At 68.0% G+C, this 18,431-nt stretch carries 16 protein-coding genes; 11 read left to right on the top strand and 5 right to left on the bottom strand.

Going from position 1 to position 18,431, the window contains the following annotated elements:
* Positions 1 to 99: 99 nt before the first annotated feature.
* The 4 genes from purL to OG579_RS17840 all read left to right on the top strand — a co-directional run bounded on the left by purL (position 100) and on the right by OG579_RS17840 (position 4,678).
* Positions 100 to 2,385, top strand: coding sequence for a phosphoribosylformylglycinamidine synthase subunit PurL (purL, locus tag OG579_RS17825; RefSeq protein ID WP_328857031.1), 2,286 nt, complete (start codon positions 100 to 102; stop codon positions 2,383 to 2,385).
* Positions 2,382 to 2,579, top strand: coding sequence for an SMR family transporter (locus OG579_RS17830; protein ID WP_328857032.1), 198 nt, complete (start codon positions 2,382 to 2,384; stop codon positions 2,577 to 2,579). Before purL ends, OG579_RS17830 begins: the two co-directional genes overlap by 4 nt.
* Positions 2,580 to 2,708: 129 nt before the next feature.
* Positions 2,709 to 3,788 (top strand): NAD(P)H-dependent amine dehydrogenase family protein, encoded by a 1,080-nt coding sequence (locus OG579_RS17835; protein WP_328857033.1) that lies wholly within the window; start codon positions 2,709 to 2,711, stop codon positions 3,786 to 3,788.
* A 44-nt stretch (positions 3,789 to 3,832) separates the two neighbouring features.
* Positions 3,833 to 4,678 carry a phytanoyl-CoA dioxygenase family protein gene (locus OG579_RS17840; protein WP_328857034.1) on the top strand — a complete coding sequence of 282 codons (846 nt, stop codon included), beginning with the start codon at positions 3,833 to 3,835 and terminating at the stop codon, positions 4,676 to 4,678.
* Here OG579_RS17840 and OG579_RS17845 read toward each other — a convergent pair.
* The 3 genes from OG579_RS17845 to OG579_RS17855 form a co-directional block, all read right to left on the bottom strand.
* The gene (locus tag OG579_RS17845; protein WP_328857035.1) at positions 4,659 to 5,156 is read right to left on the bottom strand and encodes an Rv0361 family membrane protein; all 498 of its coding nucleotides are present in this window, start codon (positions 5,154 to 5,156) and stop codon (positions 4,659 to 4,661) included. The genes OG579_RS17840 and OG579_RS17845 overlap by 20 nt on opposite strands.
* Positions 5,157 to 5,198: 42 nt before the next feature.
* Positions 5,199 to 6,707: a glutamate--cysteine ligase gene (locus OG579_RS17850; protein ID WP_328857036.1), complete on the bottom strand. Its 1,509-nt coding sequence runs from the start codon at positions 6,705 to 6,707 to the stop codon at positions 5,199 to 5,201.
* Between the two features lie 62 nt (positions 6,708 to 6,769).
* On the bottom strand, positions 6,770 to 7,117 hold the full coding sequence (locus OG579_RS17855; RefSeq protein WP_328857037.1) for a VOC family protein: 348 nt from the start codon (positions 7,115 to 7,117) through the stop codon (positions 6,770 to 6,772).
* Between the two features lie 70 nt (positions 7,118 to 7,187).
* Between OG579_RS17855 and OG579_RS17860 the strand changes: the two genes are divergently transcribed.
* Both OG579_RS17860 and purF read left to right on the top strand, forming a co-directional pair.
* Positions 7,188 to 7,571 carry a sterol carrier family protein gene (locus OG579_RS17860; protein WP_045824291.1) on the top strand — a complete coding sequence of 128 codons (384 nt, stop codon included), beginning with the start codon at positions 7,188 to 7,190 and terminating at the stop codon, positions 7,569 to 7,571.
* A gap of 121 nt (positions 7,572 to 7,692) precedes the next feature.
* Positions 7,693 to 9,267, top strand: coding sequence for an amidophosphoribosyltransferase (gene purF, locus OG579_RS17865; protein WP_328857038.1), 1,575 nt, complete (start codon positions 7,693 to 7,695; stop codon positions 9,265 to 9,267).
* A gap of 16 nt (positions 9,268 to 9,283) precedes the next feature.
* Here the strand turns inward: purF and OG579_RS17870 are convergent, their stop codons facing one another.
* Positions 9,284 to 11,275 carry an OPT family oligopeptide transporter gene (locus OG579_RS17870; RefSeq protein ID WP_328857039.1) on the bottom strand — a complete coding sequence of 664 codons (1,992 nt, stop codon included), beginning with the start codon at positions 11,273 to 11,275 and terminating at the stop codon, positions 9,284 to 9,286.
* A 224-nt stretch (positions 11,276 to 11,499) separates the two neighbouring features.
* Here OG579_RS17870 and OG579_RS17875 point away from each other — a divergent pair, with 224 nt between their 5' ends.
* From OG579_RS17875 to purM, 5 genes are all read left to right on the top strand, one after another.
* Complete coding sequence (locus tag OG579_RS17875; RefSeq protein ID WP_328857040.1) at positions 11,500 to 13,110, top strand: ABC transporter substrate-binding protein; 1,611 nt, start codon at positions 11,500 to 11,502, stop codon at positions 13,108 to 13,110.
* A 115-nt stretch (positions 13,111 to 13,225) separates the two neighbouring features.
* Positions 13,226 to 14,239 (top strand): ABC transporter permease, encoded by a 1,014-nt coding sequence (locus OG579_RS17880; RefSeq protein ID WP_328859286.1) that lies wholly within the window; start codon positions 13,226 to 13,228, stop codon positions 14,237 to 14,239.
* Positions 14,240 to 14,248: 9 nt separating this feature from the next.
* A complete protein-coding gene (locus OG579_RS17885; protein ID WP_045824288.1) occupies positions 14,249 to 15,214 on the top strand; it encodes an ABC transporter permease in 966 nt (321 codons plus the stop codon).
* The gene (locus OG579_RS17890; protein WP_328857041.1) at positions 15,211 to 16,890 is read left to right on the top strand and encodes an ABC transporter ATP-binding protein; all 1,680 of its coding nucleotides are present in this window, start codon (positions 15,211 to 15,213) and stop codon (positions 16,888 to 16,890) included. Before OG579_RS17885 ends, OG579_RS17890 begins: the two co-directional genes overlap by 4 nt.
* A 30-nt stretch (positions 16,891 to 16,920) precedes the next feature.
* A complete protein-coding gene (purM, locus tag OG579_RS17895; protein ID WP_328857042.1) occupies positions 16,921 to 18,030 on the top strand; it encodes a phosphoribosylformylglycinamidine cyclo-ligase in 1,110 nt (369 codons plus the stop codon).
* A 64-nt stretch (positions 18,031 to 18,094) separates the two neighbouring features.
* Here purM and OG579_RS17900 read toward each other — a convergent pair whose 3' ends face one another.
* The gene (locus tag OG579_RS17900; RefSeq protein ID WP_045824286.1) at positions 18,095 to 18,274 is read right to left on the bottom strand and encodes a DUF3073 domain-containing protein; all 180 of its coding nucleotides are present in this window, start codon (positions 18,272 to 18,274) and stop codon (positions 18,095 to 18,097) included.
* Between the last annotated feature and the right edge of the window lie 157 nt (positions 18,275 to 18,431).

Genomic DNA, 18,431 nt, shown 5'->3' on the forward strand with positions numbered 1-18,431 from the left:
TCCTACGATTGCGCCCGTCAGACTATCCCGTGCCGGTGACGGCGACACCGGTCGGGCGCGAGGAGGCGGCGCGGCGACCCGACCACATACGATGTCGCTGTGAGCGCACAGGTAGATACCGTTTCCGTCGCCGCCGACACCCCCGACGTCCCGCAGCCCTTCGCCGAGCTCGGCCTCAAGGACGACGAGTACGCGCGGATCCGCGAGATCCTCGGCCGGCGTCCCACCGACGCCGAGCTGGCGATGTACTCGGTGATGTGGTCGGAGCACTGCAGCTACAAGTCGTCGAAGGTCCACCTGAAGTACTTCGGTGAGACCACGACCGACGAGATGCGCTCGTCGATGCTCGCGGGCATCGGCGAGAACGCGGGCGTCGTCGACATCGGTGACGGCTGGGCGGTCACCTTCAAGGTCGAGTCGCACAACCACCCGTCCTACGTCGAGCCCTACCAGGGCGCGGCGACAGGCGTCGGCGGCATCGTCCGCGACATCATGGCCATGGGTGCGCGTCCGATCGCGGTGATGGACCAGCTGCGCTTCGGTGCGGCCGACGCCCCCGACACCCGTCGTGTCGTCGACGGTGTCGTGCGCGGTGTGGGTGGCTACGGCAACTCCCTGGGTCTGCCCAACGTCGGCGGCGAGACCGTCTTCGACGCGAGCTACGCGGGGAACCCGCTCGTCAACGCGCTGTGTGCCGGCGTGCTCCGCGTCGAGGACCTGCAGCTCGCCTTCGCCTCGGGTGCCGGTAACAAGATCATCCTGTTCGGTGCGCGCACCGGTCTCGACGGCATCGGCGGCGTGTCGGTGCTGGCGTCGGAGACCTTCGACGACACCGGGGAATCCGGCCCGAATCGCAAGAAGTTGCCGGCCGTCCAGGTCGGCGACCCGTTCACCGAGAAGGTGCTCATCGAGTGCTGCCTCGAGCTCTACCACGCAGGCCTCGTCGTCGGCATCCAGGATCTCGGCGGCGCCGGACTGTCCTGTGCCACGTCGGAGTTGGCGTCCGCGGGCGACGGCGGCATGAGCATCCAGCTCGACGCGGTGCCGATGCGCGCCGAGGGCATGACCCCGGCCGAGGTGCTCTCCAGCGAGTCGCAGGAGCGCATGTGCGCGGTGGTCACGCCGGAGAACGTCGACGCGTTCCTCGCCGTCTGCAAGAAGTGGGACGTGCTCGCGACCGTGATCGGTGAGGTCACCGACGGCGACAACCTCGAGATCACCTGGCACGGCGAGACCGTCGTCGACGTGCCGCCGCGCACCGTCGCCCACGAGGGTCCGGTGTACCAGCGCCCGGTGGAGCGTCCGGAGTGGCAGGACGGTGTGATCGCTTCGCGCAGCGCCGATCTCGCGCGCCCGTCGTCGGACGACGAGCTGCGTTCGACACTGCTGACCATGATCGCCTCGCCGGCGCTGTGCAGCCGGAAGTTCATCACCGAGCAGTACGACCGGTATGTCCGCGGCAACACCGTGCTGGCCGAGAACGCCGACGGTGGTGTGATCCGTATCGACGAGAACACCGGTCGCGGAATCGCTCTCGCGACCGATGCCTCGGGCCGCTACACCTTCCTCGACCCGTACCGCGGTGCGCAGCTCGCGCTGGCCGAGGCCTACCGCAACGTCGTCGTCACCGGCGCCACTCCGAAGGCGGTCACCAACTGCCTCAACTTCGGCTCGCCCGAGGACCCGGCCGTGATGTGGCAGTTCTCGCAGGCGGTCCAGGGTCTGGCCGACGGCTGTGCGCAGTTGGGCATCCCGGTGTGCGGCGGCAACGTCAGCTTCTACAACCAGACGGGTTCGACCCCGATCCTCCCGACCCCCGTGGTCGGCGTGCTCGGTGTCATCGACGACGTCCACCGACGCATCCCGACCGGATTCGGCACCGAACCCGGCGAGACGCTGATCCTCATGGGCGACACGCGAGACGAACTCGACGGGTCGATCTGGGCGCAAGTCGCCCACGACCACCTCGGTGGCGTCCCCCCGGAGGTCGACCTCGAGCGCGAACGCCTGCTCGGGTCGATCCTCACCGCGGCATCGCGTGACGGACTGATCTCCGCGGCGCACGACCTGTCCGAGGGCGGGCTCGCGCAGACCGTCGTCGAATCGGCGCTCGCGGGCGAGACCGGTTGCCGCATCATCCTTCCCGAGGGTGCCGACCCGTTCGTATGGCTGTTCTCCGAATCAGCCGGTCGGGTGCTCGTCGCGGTGCCGCGCACCGAGGAGACCCGGTTCTGCTCGATGCTCACCGCGCGCGAGATGCCCTGGACGCGGATCGGCGTGGTCGATCAGGGCAGCGACTCGGTCGAGATCCAGGACCACTTCTCGGTCACCCTCGCCGAGCTGCGTGAGGTCCACGAGGCGACGTTGCCCGCTCTGTTCGGATGACACCGGCGGCGGCGCTGCTGCTGTGCGGCGCCATCGGGTACGCGCTGTGGTCGGCCGCCGGCACGACACTCGTCGCGATCGCCGGTGCCGTGTTCTTCCGGGAACGACTCGGACTCGTCGCGCTGGTGGGCATCGCGTTCATCGTGGTGGGCGTGATCCTGGTCAACCTCGGCACCGCACACATCGACGCGTAGAACTCGTCCCGGGCCCAGATCGGGGGAGCGCTCAGTTCAGCGGTCCCCGGCGATGCGCAAAGCGGCCTGCAAAACTAGAACCTGTTCTACTCTGGGGTGGTCGGTGACGGTCGGACACGGAGGTCTCGCGTGGTGCTCAGGGTTGTCGAATGGTCCACGGGAACGGTGGGACGGCACGCGATCGCCGGCATCGACGCCCGCCCCGACCTGGAGCTCGTCGGCGTGTGGGTGTCCAACCCGGAGAAGGTCGGCAGGGATGCGGGAGAGCTCGCCGACCTCGGCCGCGACCTCGGGGTGCTCGCCACGAACGATCGCGACGCGCTCATCGCCCTGAAGCCCGACTGCATCGTGCACACCGCGATGGTCGACGACCGGATCTTCGAGGCCCTCGAAGACCTCATCTACTTCATCGAGCACGGCATCAACGTCGTGTCGTCGGGTCCGGTGCTGCTGCAGTTCCCGACCGGCGTGGTGCCCGCCGATCTCGTCGAGAGGGTCGACGCCGCGGGCAAGAAGGGCAACGCCAGCCTGCACGTGAACGGCATCGATCCGGGTTTCGCCAACGATGTTCTCCCCCTGGCCATGACGAGCCTCTCGCAGCGGATCGACCAGGTCCGCTGTTACGAGATCGCCGACTATTCGACCTACTACCAACCGGTGGTGATGAGCGACATCTTCGGCTTCGGCAAGTCCCTCGACGAGACCCCGATGCTGTTCACGCCGGGAGTCCTGTCGATGGCGTGGGGGAGTGTGGTGCGCCAGATCGCCGCCGGTCTCGATCTCACCCTCGACGAGCCGTTGGTGGAGAAGGTGGAACGCGTCCCTGCCGAGCGCGCCATCTCGACCGTGTCGTGCGACATCGCCGAGGGCACGATGGCCGCCGTCCGCTTCCAGGTGATCGGCACCGTCGACGGGGTCGAACGTGTAGTTCTCGACCACATCACCCGTACCGACCCGACACAGCGACCCGACTGGCCGACACCCCACACCGGCGACGGCTGCTACCGGATCGAGATCACCGGCGAACCGATGATGACCGTCGACTTCACCCATCACGGCGAGCACGGCGACCACAACGTCTCGGGCATGATCGTCACCGCCATGCGGCTGGTGAACGCCGTCGAGGCCGTCGTCGCCGCCGAGCCCGGCCTCGTCACCGCTCTCGACCTCCCGCTCATCACCGGCCGGGGCCTGATCCCGCCGGCGTGATCGCTCGACGCGCGGACACCCGCCTGCGGTCGTAACCTCGGCCCATGGGAGCCCACCACAGCATCGGCGTCTTCGGTACCGACGAGATCGAGGACCTGCTGTGGTTCTACGACATGCACGGGTACGCGATCCTGCGTGGACTCGTCGACGAGACGCGGCTGGCGCGGATCGAAGCGGAGTGCATCGAGGCCCAGGAGAGGGTCCGGTCGGGCGACCTCGGCGACCGGTACGGTTCCACGGTGTTCCTCGACGAGGACACGGAGACACAAGGATTCGTCAACTACGTCGAATACGTCTCGGAGGTCTCGCCCGCCGTGGCCGACGCGGTGTCCGACCCGGTGCTGCGGTCGGTCATGTCCTCGCTGTTGGGCGAGAACTGTTGGCTGCGTGCCCACGAGCAGTTCGGTGTGGTCTACCAGGACGCCCGTCCTGGGAAGGAGTCCGGCTACGCACGCATCGGTTGGCACACCGACTGGCAGGCCGGCCCGAGCCTCGACGTCTGGCCCAGCACCGCGTTCACCATCCACGTCGACGGCACGAGTCCGGCCAACGGATTCCTGAGAGTGGTTCCGGGAAGCCATCTCTGGGCGACACCGGCGCCCTTCCGGAACGCGAACGGGGTCACGGTTCCCGACGGCGCCCGCGCCGCCCGCGGTCGCACCGACCGGACGCCGCCCTTCGACATGCCGCTGCGTTTCGAGAAGGTGCGCGGCGAGGTCGCGGTCTACGCCGACGCCGGCGACGTCATCCTCCACGACGCCTATCTCTGGCACTCCGCGGCCCGGGCGACGGACGACGCCGAACGGCGCCGACACGTGCGGGGAGGCTATTTCGGCGGTGTCCGACCGCCTGCCGGCGTCGAGGAGTTCGTCAAGAACGCGGCCCGGTAGTCCGCCGCCCGGTGGCGAACCGTCCACAGCCGGAGAACTTCGCCTTCGACGACGGGCAGAGCTTCCAGTCCGCGCCGTCCTTGTGGAAGTAGATCGCGCCGTCGGGCTGGCCGGTGGTCTTCACCGTGCCGGTCGCGTCGTCGCCGGCGAATGTCACGTCGACCAGGGTGAACGCGGGCAGGGCCTGGGGGAGCGGACGTGTCGACAGGTTCGAGTACCGGCTCTTGTCCGCGGTGCACACCGCGTCGCGCGCGGTGGTCGCGTCACCTTTGCTGGCGGCGTCGGTGAACTGGTGCGCTACATCGCTGACCTGCTGGGTGTCGGTGCGGCCACCCTTCGCGTCGTCGCTGCCGTCGGAGAAGTAGGCGACCAGTCCGACGGCCAGTGCCGCGATGGCGACCACCACCACGACGGCCACGATGACGAACCCGCGGCGGTTGGAGCGGTCGGGTGCTGTCGGATCGGGTGCGGCGGTCATGGACGCAACGGTAGCCGTGCGTCCGTCGGGTAGGTGGTGGGACTACAGATCCCAGGTGTGCACGGCCTCTCCCTCGTGCATCCGGTCGACGTACTCGCGCAACATGCCCGACAGCGCGCGGTCGCGGGAGTCGCCCGCGCGCTCGCGTGCGGCCACCGATTCGCGCTGCCACACCGCGCCGGTCTGTCGGCGCAGGCATCGCCCCTCGATCACCGACAGGTAGCGCCGGCGCGCCCGCTCGGACACCCCGAAAGCCGCGAGACCGCGGTCGGCGAGAGGGAGCAGTCGTCGCAGCACCAGCTCGTCGGGCGACACCCAGCCGACGGCGGGCCAGTACAGCTGGGCGTCGAGACCGTCGCGTGCGCCGGAGTGCAGGTTCTCGGTGGCGGCGTCGAACGACATCTGCGACCACAGCGGCCGGTCGGCGTCGACGAGAGCGCGGACCACGCCGTAGTAGAACGCCGAGTCGGCCATGGTGTCGAGCACCGTCGGCCCGGCCGGCAGCACCCGGTTCTCGATGCGCAGGTGCGCGTGGCCGTCGACGACGTCGTAGATGGGACGGTTCCAGCGATACACCGTCCCGTTGTGGAGTTTCAGTTCGTTCAGCTCGGGGATCCGACCCGACGCGAGGGTCGCCAGCGGATCGTCGTCGCTGCAGACGGGCAGCAGCGCCGGGAAGTATCGGGTGTTCTCCTCGAACAGATCGAAGATGGTGGTGATCCACCGTTCGCCGAACCACACCCGCGGACGTACGCCCTGGTTCTTCAGTTCCAGCGGTCGGGTGTCGGTTGCCTGTTCGAAGACCGGGATCCGACTCTCGTGCCACAGCGCCTTGCCGGCGAAGAACGGGGAGTTGCCGGCGACGGCCACCTGGACACCGGCAATCGCCTGCGCGGCGTTCCAATGTGCGGCAAAGGTTTCCGGCGCCACACGGAGGTGCAGCTGCACCGATGTGCACGCCGCCTCGGGGAGGATCGAATCGCTGGTGGTGACCAGACGCTCGCCGATGCGTTCGTCGCCGAGCGGGATCCCGTCGATGTCGAGGGCGATGTCCTCGCCGCGCGCGGCGAAGATCTGCTCGTTCAGCAGACCGTAGCGGGGGTTGGCCGAGATCCACTGGTGGCGCAGGTGGTCGGTGCGCAGCGTGGGCAGCATGCCGATCATCACGATGTGGTTGTCGGTGGCCGCGGCGCGCTGTTCGGCCCGGTTCAGCGACGCGCGTAGGGCCTGCTCGAGGGCGATGGTGCTGTCGTCGGTCAACGGTCGCGGCGCGACGTTGATCTCGATGTTGAACTGCCCCAACTCGGTCTGGAACTCGGGGTCGGCGATCGCCTGCAGCACAGTCGCATTCGACATGGCGGGGTTCATCGCCCGGTCGATCAGGTTGAGTTCGACCTCCATGCCCAGCAGCGGCTCCACCTGCCGTCCGGCGTCGGTGAACAGGCCGTCGGCCAGCATCCGGGCGATGGCGTCGGTACCGCGGCCGACCTGCTCGCGAAAACGGCGCCGGTCCTCCCGGGTGAACTCACGCGTGGAGACCTCGGCGCCCATCGGCCCATCGTGTCATCGACAAGGGGTGCGCGCCCGCATATCGGACACGTCGACGGTCGGAGCTACAGGTGTTGGAGCACGTTGACCACGGTGCCGTCGGCGTCGCGGTAGAAGAACCGCCGTACGCCCCACTCCTCGGGCTGCAGTTCGTGCACGATCTCCGCCCCGGAGGCGAGGGCTCGCGCATAGGCGGCGTCGACGTCGTCGACCTCGACCGAGATCGCCGGGTTGCACGGTGCCGTGAGGTCGGTGGTCATCAGGCTGAGCTGGAGTCCCGAGCCCGGATCGGCGAACGTCGCGATCCACCCGTGGTTCATCACCTCGGTGAGCCCCAGGATGTCGGTGTGGTGCCGACTCGCCGTCGCGATGTCGGCGACGGTGACGATCGGCATGATCCTTCTCACGGTCATTTCGGGAATTCCTCCGTCGGTGTCCGGGGGTGCGGGTCGGTGCGCGCCGCTGCTGTCATCATCGGTGCTCATGGCCCCCAAGTCCGTCGATCCCGCGCAGATGCGCGCATCGGTGCTCGCCGTGGCGGCGTGGTTGCGTGACGACACGCTGCCGACGCCGGCCCGCGCCGATCTGGCCGCCGCGGTCCGGATGTCCGCACGCACCGTCGCCCAACTCGCTCCGGGGGCGTCGGTCGAGGTCAGGGTGCCCCCGTTCGTGGCGGTGCAGTGCATCCAGGGCCCGCGGCACACCCGGGGTACGCCTCCGAATGTCGTCGAGACCGACCCGCGCACCTGGCTGTTGCTCGCCACCGGTCTGCTCGACCTCGACGACGCGGTGGCCGCGGGAGCGGTGTCGGCCTCGGGGAGCCGTGCGGTCGAGGTCGCGGCGTACCTGCCCGTGGTAGCGATCTGAACCGTTGGTGCCCGAGGGGCGCACGGGAGAGACGCGCACTCACATGATTCGCCCAGGTCGGCGCAGGGGCCCTAGACTCACTCCTACGCCCTCCACACCGCCCACCTTTGGGAGCGTCACTGTGACCGAGCTGTCGATCCACAGCCCGAATCTTCTCGCCGGCCTCACGCCGGATGCCGAGCTCGACATCGACGAGAACGACCCCCGGGAAGAGTGCGGCGTCTTCGGCGTCTGGGCGCCCGGCGAGGATGTCGCCAAACTCAGCTACTACGGGCTCTACGCCCTGCAGCACCGCGGCCAGGAGGCCGCCGGCATCGCCGTCGGTGACGGCTCGCAGGTGCTGGTGTTCAAGGATCTCGGTCTGGTGAGCCAGGTGTTCGACGAGCAGACGCTCGCCTCGATGCCCGGCCACGTCGCCATCGGGCACTGCCGCTACTCGACCACCGGATCGACCACCTGGGAGAACTCGCAGCCCATCTTCCGCACGACAGCCGCGGGAACCGGTGTCGCACTGGGCCACAACGGCAACCTCGTCAACACCGCCGACCTCGCGAGCACCGCCCGCGCCGCGGGCCTGATGGAGTCGCGGTTGCACGGCGGGGCGACGTCGGACTCCGATGTCGTCGGTGCGCTGCTCGCACACGGTGCGGCCGACCGCACCATCGAACAGGCCGCGATGGAACTGCTGCCCACGCTCAAGGGCGCCTTCTGCCTGACCTTCATGGACGAGCACACCCTCTACGCCGCGCGTGACGCCCACGGCGTCCGCCCGTTGTGCCTCGGCCGCCTCGACCGCGGGTGGGTCGTCGCCTCGGAGACCGCCGCGCTCGACATCGTCGGTGCCTCGTTCGTCCGCGACATCGAGCCCGGCGAACTGCTCGCCATCGACGCCGACGGCGTCCGGAGCTCGCGGTTCGCCCAGCCCACCCCCAAGGCGTGCGTGTTCGAGTACGTCTACCTCGCCCGCCCCGACAGCGTCATCAACGGTCGCTCGGTGCACTCCTCGCGGGTCGAGATCGGTCGTCGCCTGGCGCGCGAGTTCCCCGCCGAGGGCGATCTGGTGATCCCGGTACCCGAGTCGGGCACACCGGCGGCCACCGGGTTCGCGCAGGAATCGGGGATCCCGTACGGCCAGGGCCTGATGAAGAACGCGTACGTGGGTCGCACCTTCATCCAGCCCTCGCAGACGATCCGCCAGCTCGGGATCCGTCTCAAGCTCAACCCGCTCAAAGAGGTCATCCGCGGCAAGAGGCTCGTGGTGGTGGACGATTCGATCGTCCGCGGCAACACCCAGCGCGCCCTGATCCGCATGCTGCGCGAGGCCGGTGCCGCCGAGATCCATGTGCGCATCGCGTCGAGCCCCGTGCGGTGGCCGTGTTTCTACGGCATCGACTTCGCCTCTCCCGCCGAGCTCATCGCCAACGGCATGGAGTCCGAGGAGGGCATGGTCGAGGGTGTGCGTCAGGCCATCGGCGCCGACTCGCTGGGGTACATCAGCATCGACGAGATGATCGCCGCCACCGATCAGCCGCGAGACCAGTTGTGCGCGGCCTGTTTCGACGGCAAGTACCCGATCGATCTGCCGACCGAGACCTCGATGGGCAAGGCCGTCCTCGAGACGATGCTCTCGAACGCGGTCGGCTCCGATCCGCTGGGTGCGGTCAACGACAACGCCAGCGCGCTGCGTCGTCCCTGACCGCCACCGCGGTCGATCAGACCGGGGCCTCCGGTGTCACGGCGGCGGTCTCCGACACCTTCTGGGTGCGCTTGTAGAGCCAGCCCACCACGAGGACGAACGCCAGGATCCCCACGATCTGGGCCCAGTTGTCCCAGCCCTCGCCGACGATGCGCAGCGGATCGTCGTCGCCCGACGCCGCGACGATGCCGGCGAACACCACGCCGAACAGGCTCTCGCCCACGATGAGTCCACACGCGAGCAGCACACCGAGGCGCTTGGTCCGTTCGACATTGGTCGCGTTCCGGTCGGCCCAGCGGTTGTAGAAGAAGCCCAGCACCGCGCCGATCGGGATGACGAGTGTGAGTGAGATCGGCAGGTACATGCCGAGTCCCACGGCGAGCGGGGGCAGCCGGAACCGTGTGGTGCGGCTCATCGTCTCGTCGATCGCGATGACACCGAGGCCGATGAGCGCGCCCAGCCCGATCAGTGCCCAGTCGAGCGAGCTGCCGAACACGCCGCTGACGAGCGAGGAGATCAGCGAGGCCTGCGGAGCGGCGAGCGCGTCGTCGCCGGCGCCGGGTGCACCGGCGAACCCGAACGCGGTCTGCATCAGCTGCAGGATCGGCGGGATCACGGCCGAACCGAACAGCACACCGATCACCAGGGCCAGCTGCTGCTTCCACGGGGTGGACCCGACCAGCTGACCGGTCTTGAGGTCCTGCAGGTTGTCGTTGGAGATCGTCGCGACGCCGAACACCACCGCCGTGGTGAACAGCGTGTAGGCGACGAGTGCTGTCATCTGTGAGCTGTTCGCGTCACCGAAGGTGACCTTGATGAGCAGCGCCGCGCTGATGGCGACGAGGATGCCGACGCCCGACAGCGGGCTGTTCGACGAGCCGATGAGGCCGGCCATGTAGCCGCACACCGCGGCGATCACGAGACCGAACACGAGCAGGTACACCAGGCTGACGGTGATGATCCCGGCGACACCGCCGTTGAGTGCGGTGCTGCTGGTGAAGTCCCACAGCAGCCAGCCGATCGGGATGAGCATGAACACCGTGACGCCCGCGACGATCTGGATGGGGATGTCGCGTTCCACGACGTCGACCTCGGTGCCCCCACGGCGCAGGCGGGCCGAGCGTGCCGACTCGATGATGCCGGTGACGATGGGACGCAGGATGGTCGCCAACGTCCAGACCGCGGCGACCGCGATCGCACCGGCGCCGATGAAGCGCACGTCGGAGGAGAACGTCGACGAGACGGTGTCGGCGAGCGCCTCGGAGCCCGACAGGTTGCCCGAGGTGCGGATGGGCAGCAGGATGCCGAAGGAGATGACGAGACCGACCACCATCGCGATGGCGACGGTGAGACCGACGAGGTGGCCGACGCCGATGAGCGCCATCGACAGGCTCGCGCCGACCATCGTGCCGCCCGAGCCGACCTTGAACGACGTCGACACCGCGTTGCTGATCACCTTGAGCGACGACACGAGCGAGAACCCCGCGGCCACGACCGCGGCCACCGACAGCATCCGCAGTCCGGTCTTGTTGTCGGCGGCGGCTTGTGCGGAGTCCGACGTGCCGACCTTGAGGACCTCGGCGCCCGCGACACCCTCGGGGAAGGGAAGGTCGGAGCCGGTCACCAGCGCGCGGCGCAGGGGGATGGAGAACGCGACGCCCAGGATGCCGCCGGTCGCACAGACCGCAGCGGTCGTCCAGTAGGGGAACCCGGTCCACCAGCCGACCATGATCAGGCCGGGCAGCACGAAGATGATCGCCGAGAGCGTGCCGGCCGCCGAGGCGATGGTCTGCACGATGTTGTTCTCGACGAGAGAGTGGTTGCGGAAGTACCGCAGCACGCTCATGGAGATGACCGCCGCGGGGATCGAGGTGGCGAACGTCAGGCCCACCTTGAGGCCGAGATAGACGTTGGCGGCGGTGAAGACGAGCGTGATGATCCCGCCGAGGATCACACCGCGCACGGTCAGTTCACGCACGGCACCACGGGGTCTGCTGTCGACGGACATCGCCGGTCCTCACTCTCGTCGCTCGAACTCGCATCCGAGTATGGCCGCGGTGTCGCACGCTCATGTCGGATGGGGCCGATCCGGCCATTTTTACCCCGACGCAACACGGCGTGGGTAACGTCCCCCGTCGTATCTCGCTGCGGTACCGCCGTGCCACGCCTGCGGGTGTGGCTGCGAGCACGACGAGACCCCCGATCGGGGTCGGATGAAGAGGATCGATGAACATGTCTGCACCACAGGCGAATTCCCCCCGCACCGCCCGCGCGGTCACCGCCGCGCTCGTCACGGTCACCGCCGGGGCGCTGGTTCTCACCGCGTGCGGTTCGGGCCGCACCGACTCCGGGGGATCCGGTGACGTCGTCACCGTCGGCACCACCGATCAGGTCTACGCCCTCGACCCGGCCGCCTCCTACGACAACGGCTCGATGGCCGTGATGAAGAACGTCTACCCGTTCCTCCTCGACTCCGCACCGAACACCGGCGCACTCACCCCGTCCGCAGCGGAGAAATGCGACTTCACCGCGCCGACGGTCTACAGCTGCACGCTGAAATCGGGACTGACCTTCGCCAACGGCGACCCCCTGACCGCGACCAGCGTGAAGTTCACCTTCGACCGGATGCTGGGCATCAACGACCCCAACGGACCCGCCTCGTTGCTGGCGAACCTGTCGAAGACCGACGCGCCGAACGCGACGACGGTCAACTTCACCCTCAAGGAGCCGAACGACCAGACGTTCCCGCAGGTCCTCACGACCAATGTCGGGCCGATCGTCGACGAGAAGGTCTTCCCGGCCGACAAGATCCTGGACGACGACGCGATCGTGAAGTCCAACGCCTTCGGCGGTCAGTACAAGATCACGAGCTACCAGAAGAACCAGCTCGTCGAGTACCGGAAGAACGACAGCTACAACGGCATGCTGGGCACGCCGAAGACCGACACGATCCGGGTGAAGTACTACGCGCAGCCGACGAATCTCAAGCTCGACATCCAGCAGAAACAGATCGACGTCGCCTACCGGTCGCTGACCCCGACCGACATCGCTGCCCTGCGGTCGGACAGCGGGCTGACCGTGCATGAGGGCCCCGGCGGCGAGCTGCGCTACATCGTGTTCAACTTCGACACGATGGCGGGCGCCAACCCTGCGCAGAAGTTGGCCGTGCGCAAGGCGATCGCCTCCTCGGTCGACCGCGAGGCCATCGCCAAGGACGTCTACCAGGACACGTACTCGCCGGCGTACAGCATGGTCGCGGGTGGGCTGCCCGGTGCGGTGGACTCCTACAAGATCTACGGGGAGAAGCCCGATGCCGCCAAGGCGCGTGGCTTCCTGGCCGCGGCCGGCGTCACCGCGCCCGTCGACATCAACCTCTGGTACAACCCGGATCACTACGGCTCCAACTCCGCCGACGAGTACGCCAAGGTCAAGGCCCAACTCGAGGCCACCGGGCTCTTCCGGGTGACGCTGAACTCGGCGAACTGGGAGACCTACAACAAGGCCCGGGTGAAGGACAACTACCCGACCTACCAGCTCGGCTGGTTCCCGGACTTCCCCGACGCCGACAACTACCTCACGCCGTTCCTCGACCAGAACAACTTCCTGCAGTCGAACTTCTCGAACCCGCAGATCTCGCAGATGCTCAGTGCCGAACGGACAGAAGCGGATCCGACCAAGCGTGCGGCGATCCTCGCCGACATCCAGAACACCGTCGCCGAGGACTTCGTCACCACGTTGCCGCTGCTGCAGGGCAAGCAGGTCGCGATCGGGGTGAAGTCGCTGCAGGGCGTGACCCTCGACAAGTCGTTCACGTTCCGCTACGGCATGTTGGCGAAGAGCTGACGTGACCGAATCGCTTGCCGCCGAGGCAGGCAACGCCACCGCAGGCGACACCGCGTCGTCCGCCCCCGCACCCGCGGGCGGACGGCGCGACCTGTTCGCCTCCCGCAAGGGCGCCCTGGCGAAGTACCTCGGCATCCGTCTGCTGCTGATCGTCCCGACGATCTGGATCCTCGTCACCGTCGTCTTCTTCGTGCTGCGCATCGCCGGAGACCCGATCTCGGCGAAGCTCGGCGGGATCCTGCCGCCGGAGCAGATCGCCGAACGTCGCCGCGCGGCCGGCCTCGACCGCCCGATCCTGGTGCAGTACTGGGAGTACCTCAAAGGACTGCTGACCGGTGATCTCGGTCGCGCCAGCGTGGACGGCGAGAAGATCTCCAGCGTGATCGTCACCTACGGGGCGGCGACCCTGGAACTAGTGTTCTGGTCGTTGATCGTGGCGTTCGCGGTGGGAATCCCGTTGGGGCGCTTCGCCGCCACCCATCGTGACCGTCTGTCCGACGTCACGCTGCGGGTGATGGCGATCCTGTTCTACGCGGCGCCGGTGTTCTTCGTCGGCATGCTGTTCAAGTTGATCTTCTCCGCTGAACTGGGATGGCTGCCGTCGAACGGACGGGCCGACGTCTCCACCGAGTTGGCCATCCAGAACGTGTCGCCGAAGACCAACATCTACATCGTCGACGCGCTGCTCTACGGCGACTCCGGCTACATCTGGGACGTGCTCAAGCACGCGATCCTTCCCGCCCTGGCCCTCGGACTGATGACCGCGGGGGTGTTCCTGCGCCTGGTGCGTGTGAACCTGCTGCAGACCCTGCGGTCGGGGTACGTCGAGGCCGCCCGCGCGCGCGGCCTGAACGAACGAAAAGTGGTCGGACGCCACGCCTTCCGTAACTCGATGGTGCCCGTGGTCACCGTGATCGGCATGCAGATCGCGATGATGCTCGGCGGTGCGGTGCTCACCGAGACGACCTTCGAGTGGAAGGGCCTCGGCTATCAACTCGCGCGATATCTGCAGGACAGCGACTACATCGCGGTCCAGGGCATCGTCGCTTTCATCGCGGTGATCATCGCGGTCATCAGCTTCGTGATCGACGCGGTGGTCGCCATGATCGATCCACGGATCCGGTTCTAGGGGAACACGATGACCGAATCACTCGTCGACGTCGCACACGTCCCGCCACCACCCGGCCGTCGGCAGTTCCCCGGCGTCGGTCTGCTGCGGTCGACGTCGGGACTGCAGCGCGCGACCCTCGTCGCCGGCCTGGTGCTGGTGGCGTTCTTCGTCCTCGTCGCGCTCTTCGCGCCGCTGATCGCGCCGTACGGTTTCAGTCAACAGAGTTCGGGCGGCCAGGATTTCCCGGCACTGCAGGGACCGTCGGCCGATCACTGGTTCGGCACCACCGTGGGTCAGCTCGATGTGTTCTCCCGCGTCGCCTACGGCGCCCGCACCGCCCTGATCGTCATCGTGTTGGCCCTGGCGTTCTCCATCGTCGTCGGGATCGCACTCGGACTGGTGTCGGGCTTCGTCGGACGTTGGGTCGACCGCGTGCTGGTCCTGTTCATGGACGCGATGTACGGGTTCCCCTCGCTGCTGCTCGCGATCGTCGTGTCCGCCTCTCTCGGAGCGCATCTCAGCGGCGGCTTCGGCGGGATCATGGCCGCGTCGATCTCCATCACGGTCGTGTTCATCCCGCAGTACTTCCGGCTGGTGCGCAATGCCACGGTGTCGGTGAAGGCCGAACCGTTCGTCGACGCCGCACGCGTCACCGGTGCCGGATCGGGCCGGATCATGTTCCGCCACATCCTCCCCAACGTGACCTCGACGCTCCCGGTCATCCTCACGCTGAACTGTTCGGAGGCGATCCTGACCCTCGCCGGTCTCGGATTCCTCGGCCTCGGCATCGAGCCGACGTCGGCCTCGGAGTGGGGGTACGACCTCAACCGCGCACTGCCGGATGTCTCGAACGGCATCTGGTGGACCAGTGTGTTCCCCGGTCTGGCGATCGTGTTCGTGGTGTTGGGACTCACCATGGTCGGCGAGAGCATCAATGAGGCCACCAACCCGCTGCTGCGGACGCGCCGCGGCCGCTCGAAGGACGCGTCGTGACCACCACCGGAACACCCGCCCCGGCAATTCGGGCCTCGGCAGGTCCAGCCCTGTCGATCGAAGGGCTGTCGGTGTCGTTCCGCACCGACGCCGGTGTCGTCGACGCCGTCAGCGACGTGAGCTTCTCCGTGCAGCCCGGCGAGGTGCTCGCCGTGGTCGGCGAGTCGGGCTCGGGCAAATCGGTCAGCTCCCGGACCGCGATCGGATTGCTGCCGGAGACGGCGATGGTCTCGGGCAGCGTCCGCCTCGGCGACCGCGAGGTCACCGCGATGGGTGCGCGGGAGCTGACGGCCATCCGCGGCAAGGACATCGCGATGGTGTTCCAGGAACCCGGCGCGGTCCTCGACCCGCTGTTCACCGTGGGATCGCAACTCGCCGAGGCGATCACCGCGCACCCCTCCGCGGTCGCGAAGCTCACCCGCAAGCAGGTGCGGGCCCGCGCCGTCGAGTTGTTGACGATGGTGCAACTGCCCGATCCCGAGAAACGTGTCGACTACTACCCGCACGAACTGTCGGGCGGTCAGAAGCAGCGCGTGGTGATCGCGATCGCCATCGCCTGCGACCCGGCTGTGATCATCGCCGACGAACCGACGACCGCCCTCGACGTCACGGTCCAGGCGGAGATCCTCGATCTGCTGCGTGACCTCAAGGACCGGCTCGGGTCGGCGATCGTGTTGATCACCCACAACATGGGCGTCGTCGCCGACATGGCCGATCGGGTGGTCGTGATGAACGCCGGCCGTGTGGTCGAGGTGGCTCCCGTGCGCGAGCTCTTCGCCTCCCCGAAAGACGATTACACCGCGATGCTGCTCGGTGCGGTGCCGCACCTGGGCACCGACTCGTCCGCCCCGGAGGTGCCCGACGACGCCGAGACCGTGCTCGAGGTCGCGCACCTCACCGTGGAGTTCCCACTCGGCATCGCCGGCGGGGTGTTCCGTGCGGTGGACGACGTGTCGTTCACCATCGCCCGCGGCGAGACGCTCGGGCTCGTCGGTGAGTCGGGATCGGGCAAGTCGACGATCGGTCGATGCGTCGCCGGACTCCAGAAGTCCAGCGCCGGCCGTGTGACAGTCCTGGGCACCGACATCGCCGGGCTCTCGGGTCGGGCGATGAAGCCCATCCGCAAGCGATTCGGATTCGTCTTCCAGGACCCGGCGACATCGCTGAACCCGCGGATGACGGTCGGTGACTGTGTCGCCGAACCGCTGGTGGTGCACAGGTTCGGCGACCGCGCCGCCATCGACGCCCGCGTGCGCCACCTGCTCGACGCGGTGCGCCTGCCCGCGGGCACCGAGAAGCGCTACCCGCACGAGTTGTCCGGAGGCCAGCGGCAACGGGCGAACCTCGCCCGCGCCCTGGCTCTGAAGCCCGACTTGCTGGTGGCCGACGAACCGACCAGCGCACTCGACGTGTCGGTGCAGGCATCGGTGCTCGAACTGTTCGCCGACCTGCAACAGGAGAACGGCTTCGGGGCACTGTTCATCAGCCACGACCTCGCTGTCGTCGAGCAGGTCGCACAGCGCGTCGCGGTGCTCAAGGACGGTGTCGTGGTGGAACTCGACCGGGGTTCGACGATCCTGCGTTCCCCCACGGCCGAGTACACCAAGCGACTGCTCGCCGCGGTTCCTGTTCCGGATCCGGTGGTCCAGCAGCGCAGGCGGGAGCAAGGGCGATGAGCGCGCACCTGCTCCGGTAGCGTGTGGCGCGTGACCAATCAGGACTCCGATCCCGCAGGCGACAGCACTCCAGTCCGGCGGGGGGCGTCCTACGCCGATGCCGGCGTCGACATCGACGCAGGTGATCTGGCCGTGCGACTGTTCGCCCCCCACGCCAAACGCGCGTCGCGTCCGGAGGTGCTCGGCGGCATCGGGGGGTTCGCCGGCCTGTTCGCCCTCAAGGGCACCTACCGCGAGCCGGTCCTGGCCTCCTCGACAGACGGTGTCGGAACGAAGCTGGCCATCGCCCAGGCCATGGACAAGCACGACACGGTGGGTCGCGATCTCGTCGCCATGGTCGTCGACGACCTCGTCGTGTGCGGCGCCGAGCCGCTGTTCCTCCAGGACTACATCGCCGTCGGCAAGGTGGTGCCGGAGACCGTCGCGGAGTTGGTCAAGGGCATCGCCGACGGATGCGTCGAGGCGGGGTGCGCCCTGCTGGGCGGCGAGACCGCCGAGCACCCCGGACTGATGGAGGACGCGCACTACGACCTGTCGGCCACCGGAGTCGGTGTGGTGGAGGCGGATTCGGTGCTGTCACCGGACCGCGTGCGCCCCGGCGACGTGGTGATCGCGATGGGGTCCTCGGGTCTGCACTCCAACGGGTACTCGCTCGCCCGCAAGGTGCTGCTCGAGTGGGGCCACATGGATCTCGGCGGACACGTCGAGGAGTTCGGTCGCACGCTGGGTGAGGAACTGCTCGAACCCACCCGCATCTACGCAAAGGACTGCCTCGCGTTGGCGGCGGAGACCGATGTCCGTACGTTCTGCCACGTCACCGGCGGTGGACTCGCCGAGAACCTGGCACGTGTCATCCCCGACGGTCTGCTCGCCGAACTCGATCGCGGCACATGGACGCCCGACCCCGTGTTCGCGATGATCGCCCAGCGCGGACGCGTCGAGCGCCTCGAGATGGAACGCACCTTCAACATGGGGATCGGCATGGTCGCGATCGTGGCCCCCGAGGACACCGATCGCGCGTTGGCCGTGCTGACCGCCCGGCACCTGAACAGCTGGGTGCTCGGGTCGATCACCAAGTCACACGACGGAAAAGACCATGCGGGAGCCGCTGCACTGAAGGGTGAACATCCGCGATTCTGATCCGACCGCGGCCCTCGCGGGCCGTGCGGTGGTCAGTGCGGTACGTCGGTGATGACGGAGCCCGTCAGGCCCGACGCCACTCGTCCTCGTCGGCCCACGCGTCAGCGGGGTCCGGTCGATCGGAGGGGCGTTCGGGTTCGTTCGCCAGCTCTCGCTGCAGGCTGGAGAGGTCCATGTTCGGGGAGCTGTACTTCAACTCCCGAGCGACCTTCGTCTGCTTCGCTTTTGCTCTGCCGCGGCCCATAGGGGGACCCCCTCGCACAATGACGGGGCGGCCAATCAAGACTGGCGGCCCCATTCTGAGTTTATAAATCTTGTCGTGTGCAACAGTCTAGCGCGCTCCGGGCCCCGATGCGGACCAGCCCGCACCGCGCGAGGGCGGGTCGTGGCGCGTCGGCCGT

Source organism: Williamsia herbipolensis (assembly GCF_036153515.1).
Taxonomy (GTDB): Bacteria; Actinomycetota; Actinomycetes; order Mycobacteriales; family Mycobacteriaceae; genus Williamsia_A; species Williamsia_A herbipolensis.

Bases quoted from the DNA above. Each gene is read 5' to 3' on its own strand.
- OG579_RS17855 (WP_328857037.1), bottom strand. From the start codon at position 7,117: ATGACCGTGAGAAGGATCATGCCGATCGTCACCGTCGCCGACATCGCG.
- OG579_RS17845 (WP_328857035.1), bottom strand. From the start codon at position 5,156: ATGACCGCCGCACCCGATCCGACAGCACCCGACCGCTCCAACCGCCGC.
- OG579_RS17885 (WP_045824288.1), top strand. From the start codon at position 14,249: ATGACCGAATCACTCGTCGACGTCGCACACGTCCCGCCACCACCCGGC.
- OG579_RS17860 (WP_045824291.1), top strand. From the start codon at position 7,188: ATGGCCCCCAAGTCCGTCGATCCCGCGCAGATGCGCGCATCGGTGCTC.
- OG579_RS17900 (WP_045824286.1), bottom strand. From the start codon at position 18,274: ATGGGCCGCGGCAGAGCAAAAGCGAAGCAGACGAAGGTCGCTCGGGAG.
- OG579_RS17875 (WP_328857040.1), top strand. From the start codon at position 11,500: ATGTCTGCACCACAGGCGAATTCCCCCCGCACCGCCCGCGCGGTCACC.
- OG579_RS17840 (WP_328857034.1), top strand. From the start codon at position 3,833: ATGGGAGCCCACCACAGCATCGGCGTCTTCGGTACCGACGAGATCGAG.
- OG579_RS17830 (WP_328857032.1), top strand. From the start codon at position 2,382: ATGACACCGGCGGCGGCGCTGCTGCTGTGCGGCGCCATCGGGTACGCG.
- OG579_RS17870 (WP_328857039.1), bottom strand. From the start codon at position 11,275: ATGTCCGTCGACAGCAGACCCCGTGGTGCCGTGCGTGAACTGACCGTG.
- OG579_RS17850 (WP_328857036.1), bottom strand. From the start codon at position 6,707: ATGGGCGCCGAGGTCTCCACGCGTGAGTTCACCCGGGAGGACCGGCGC.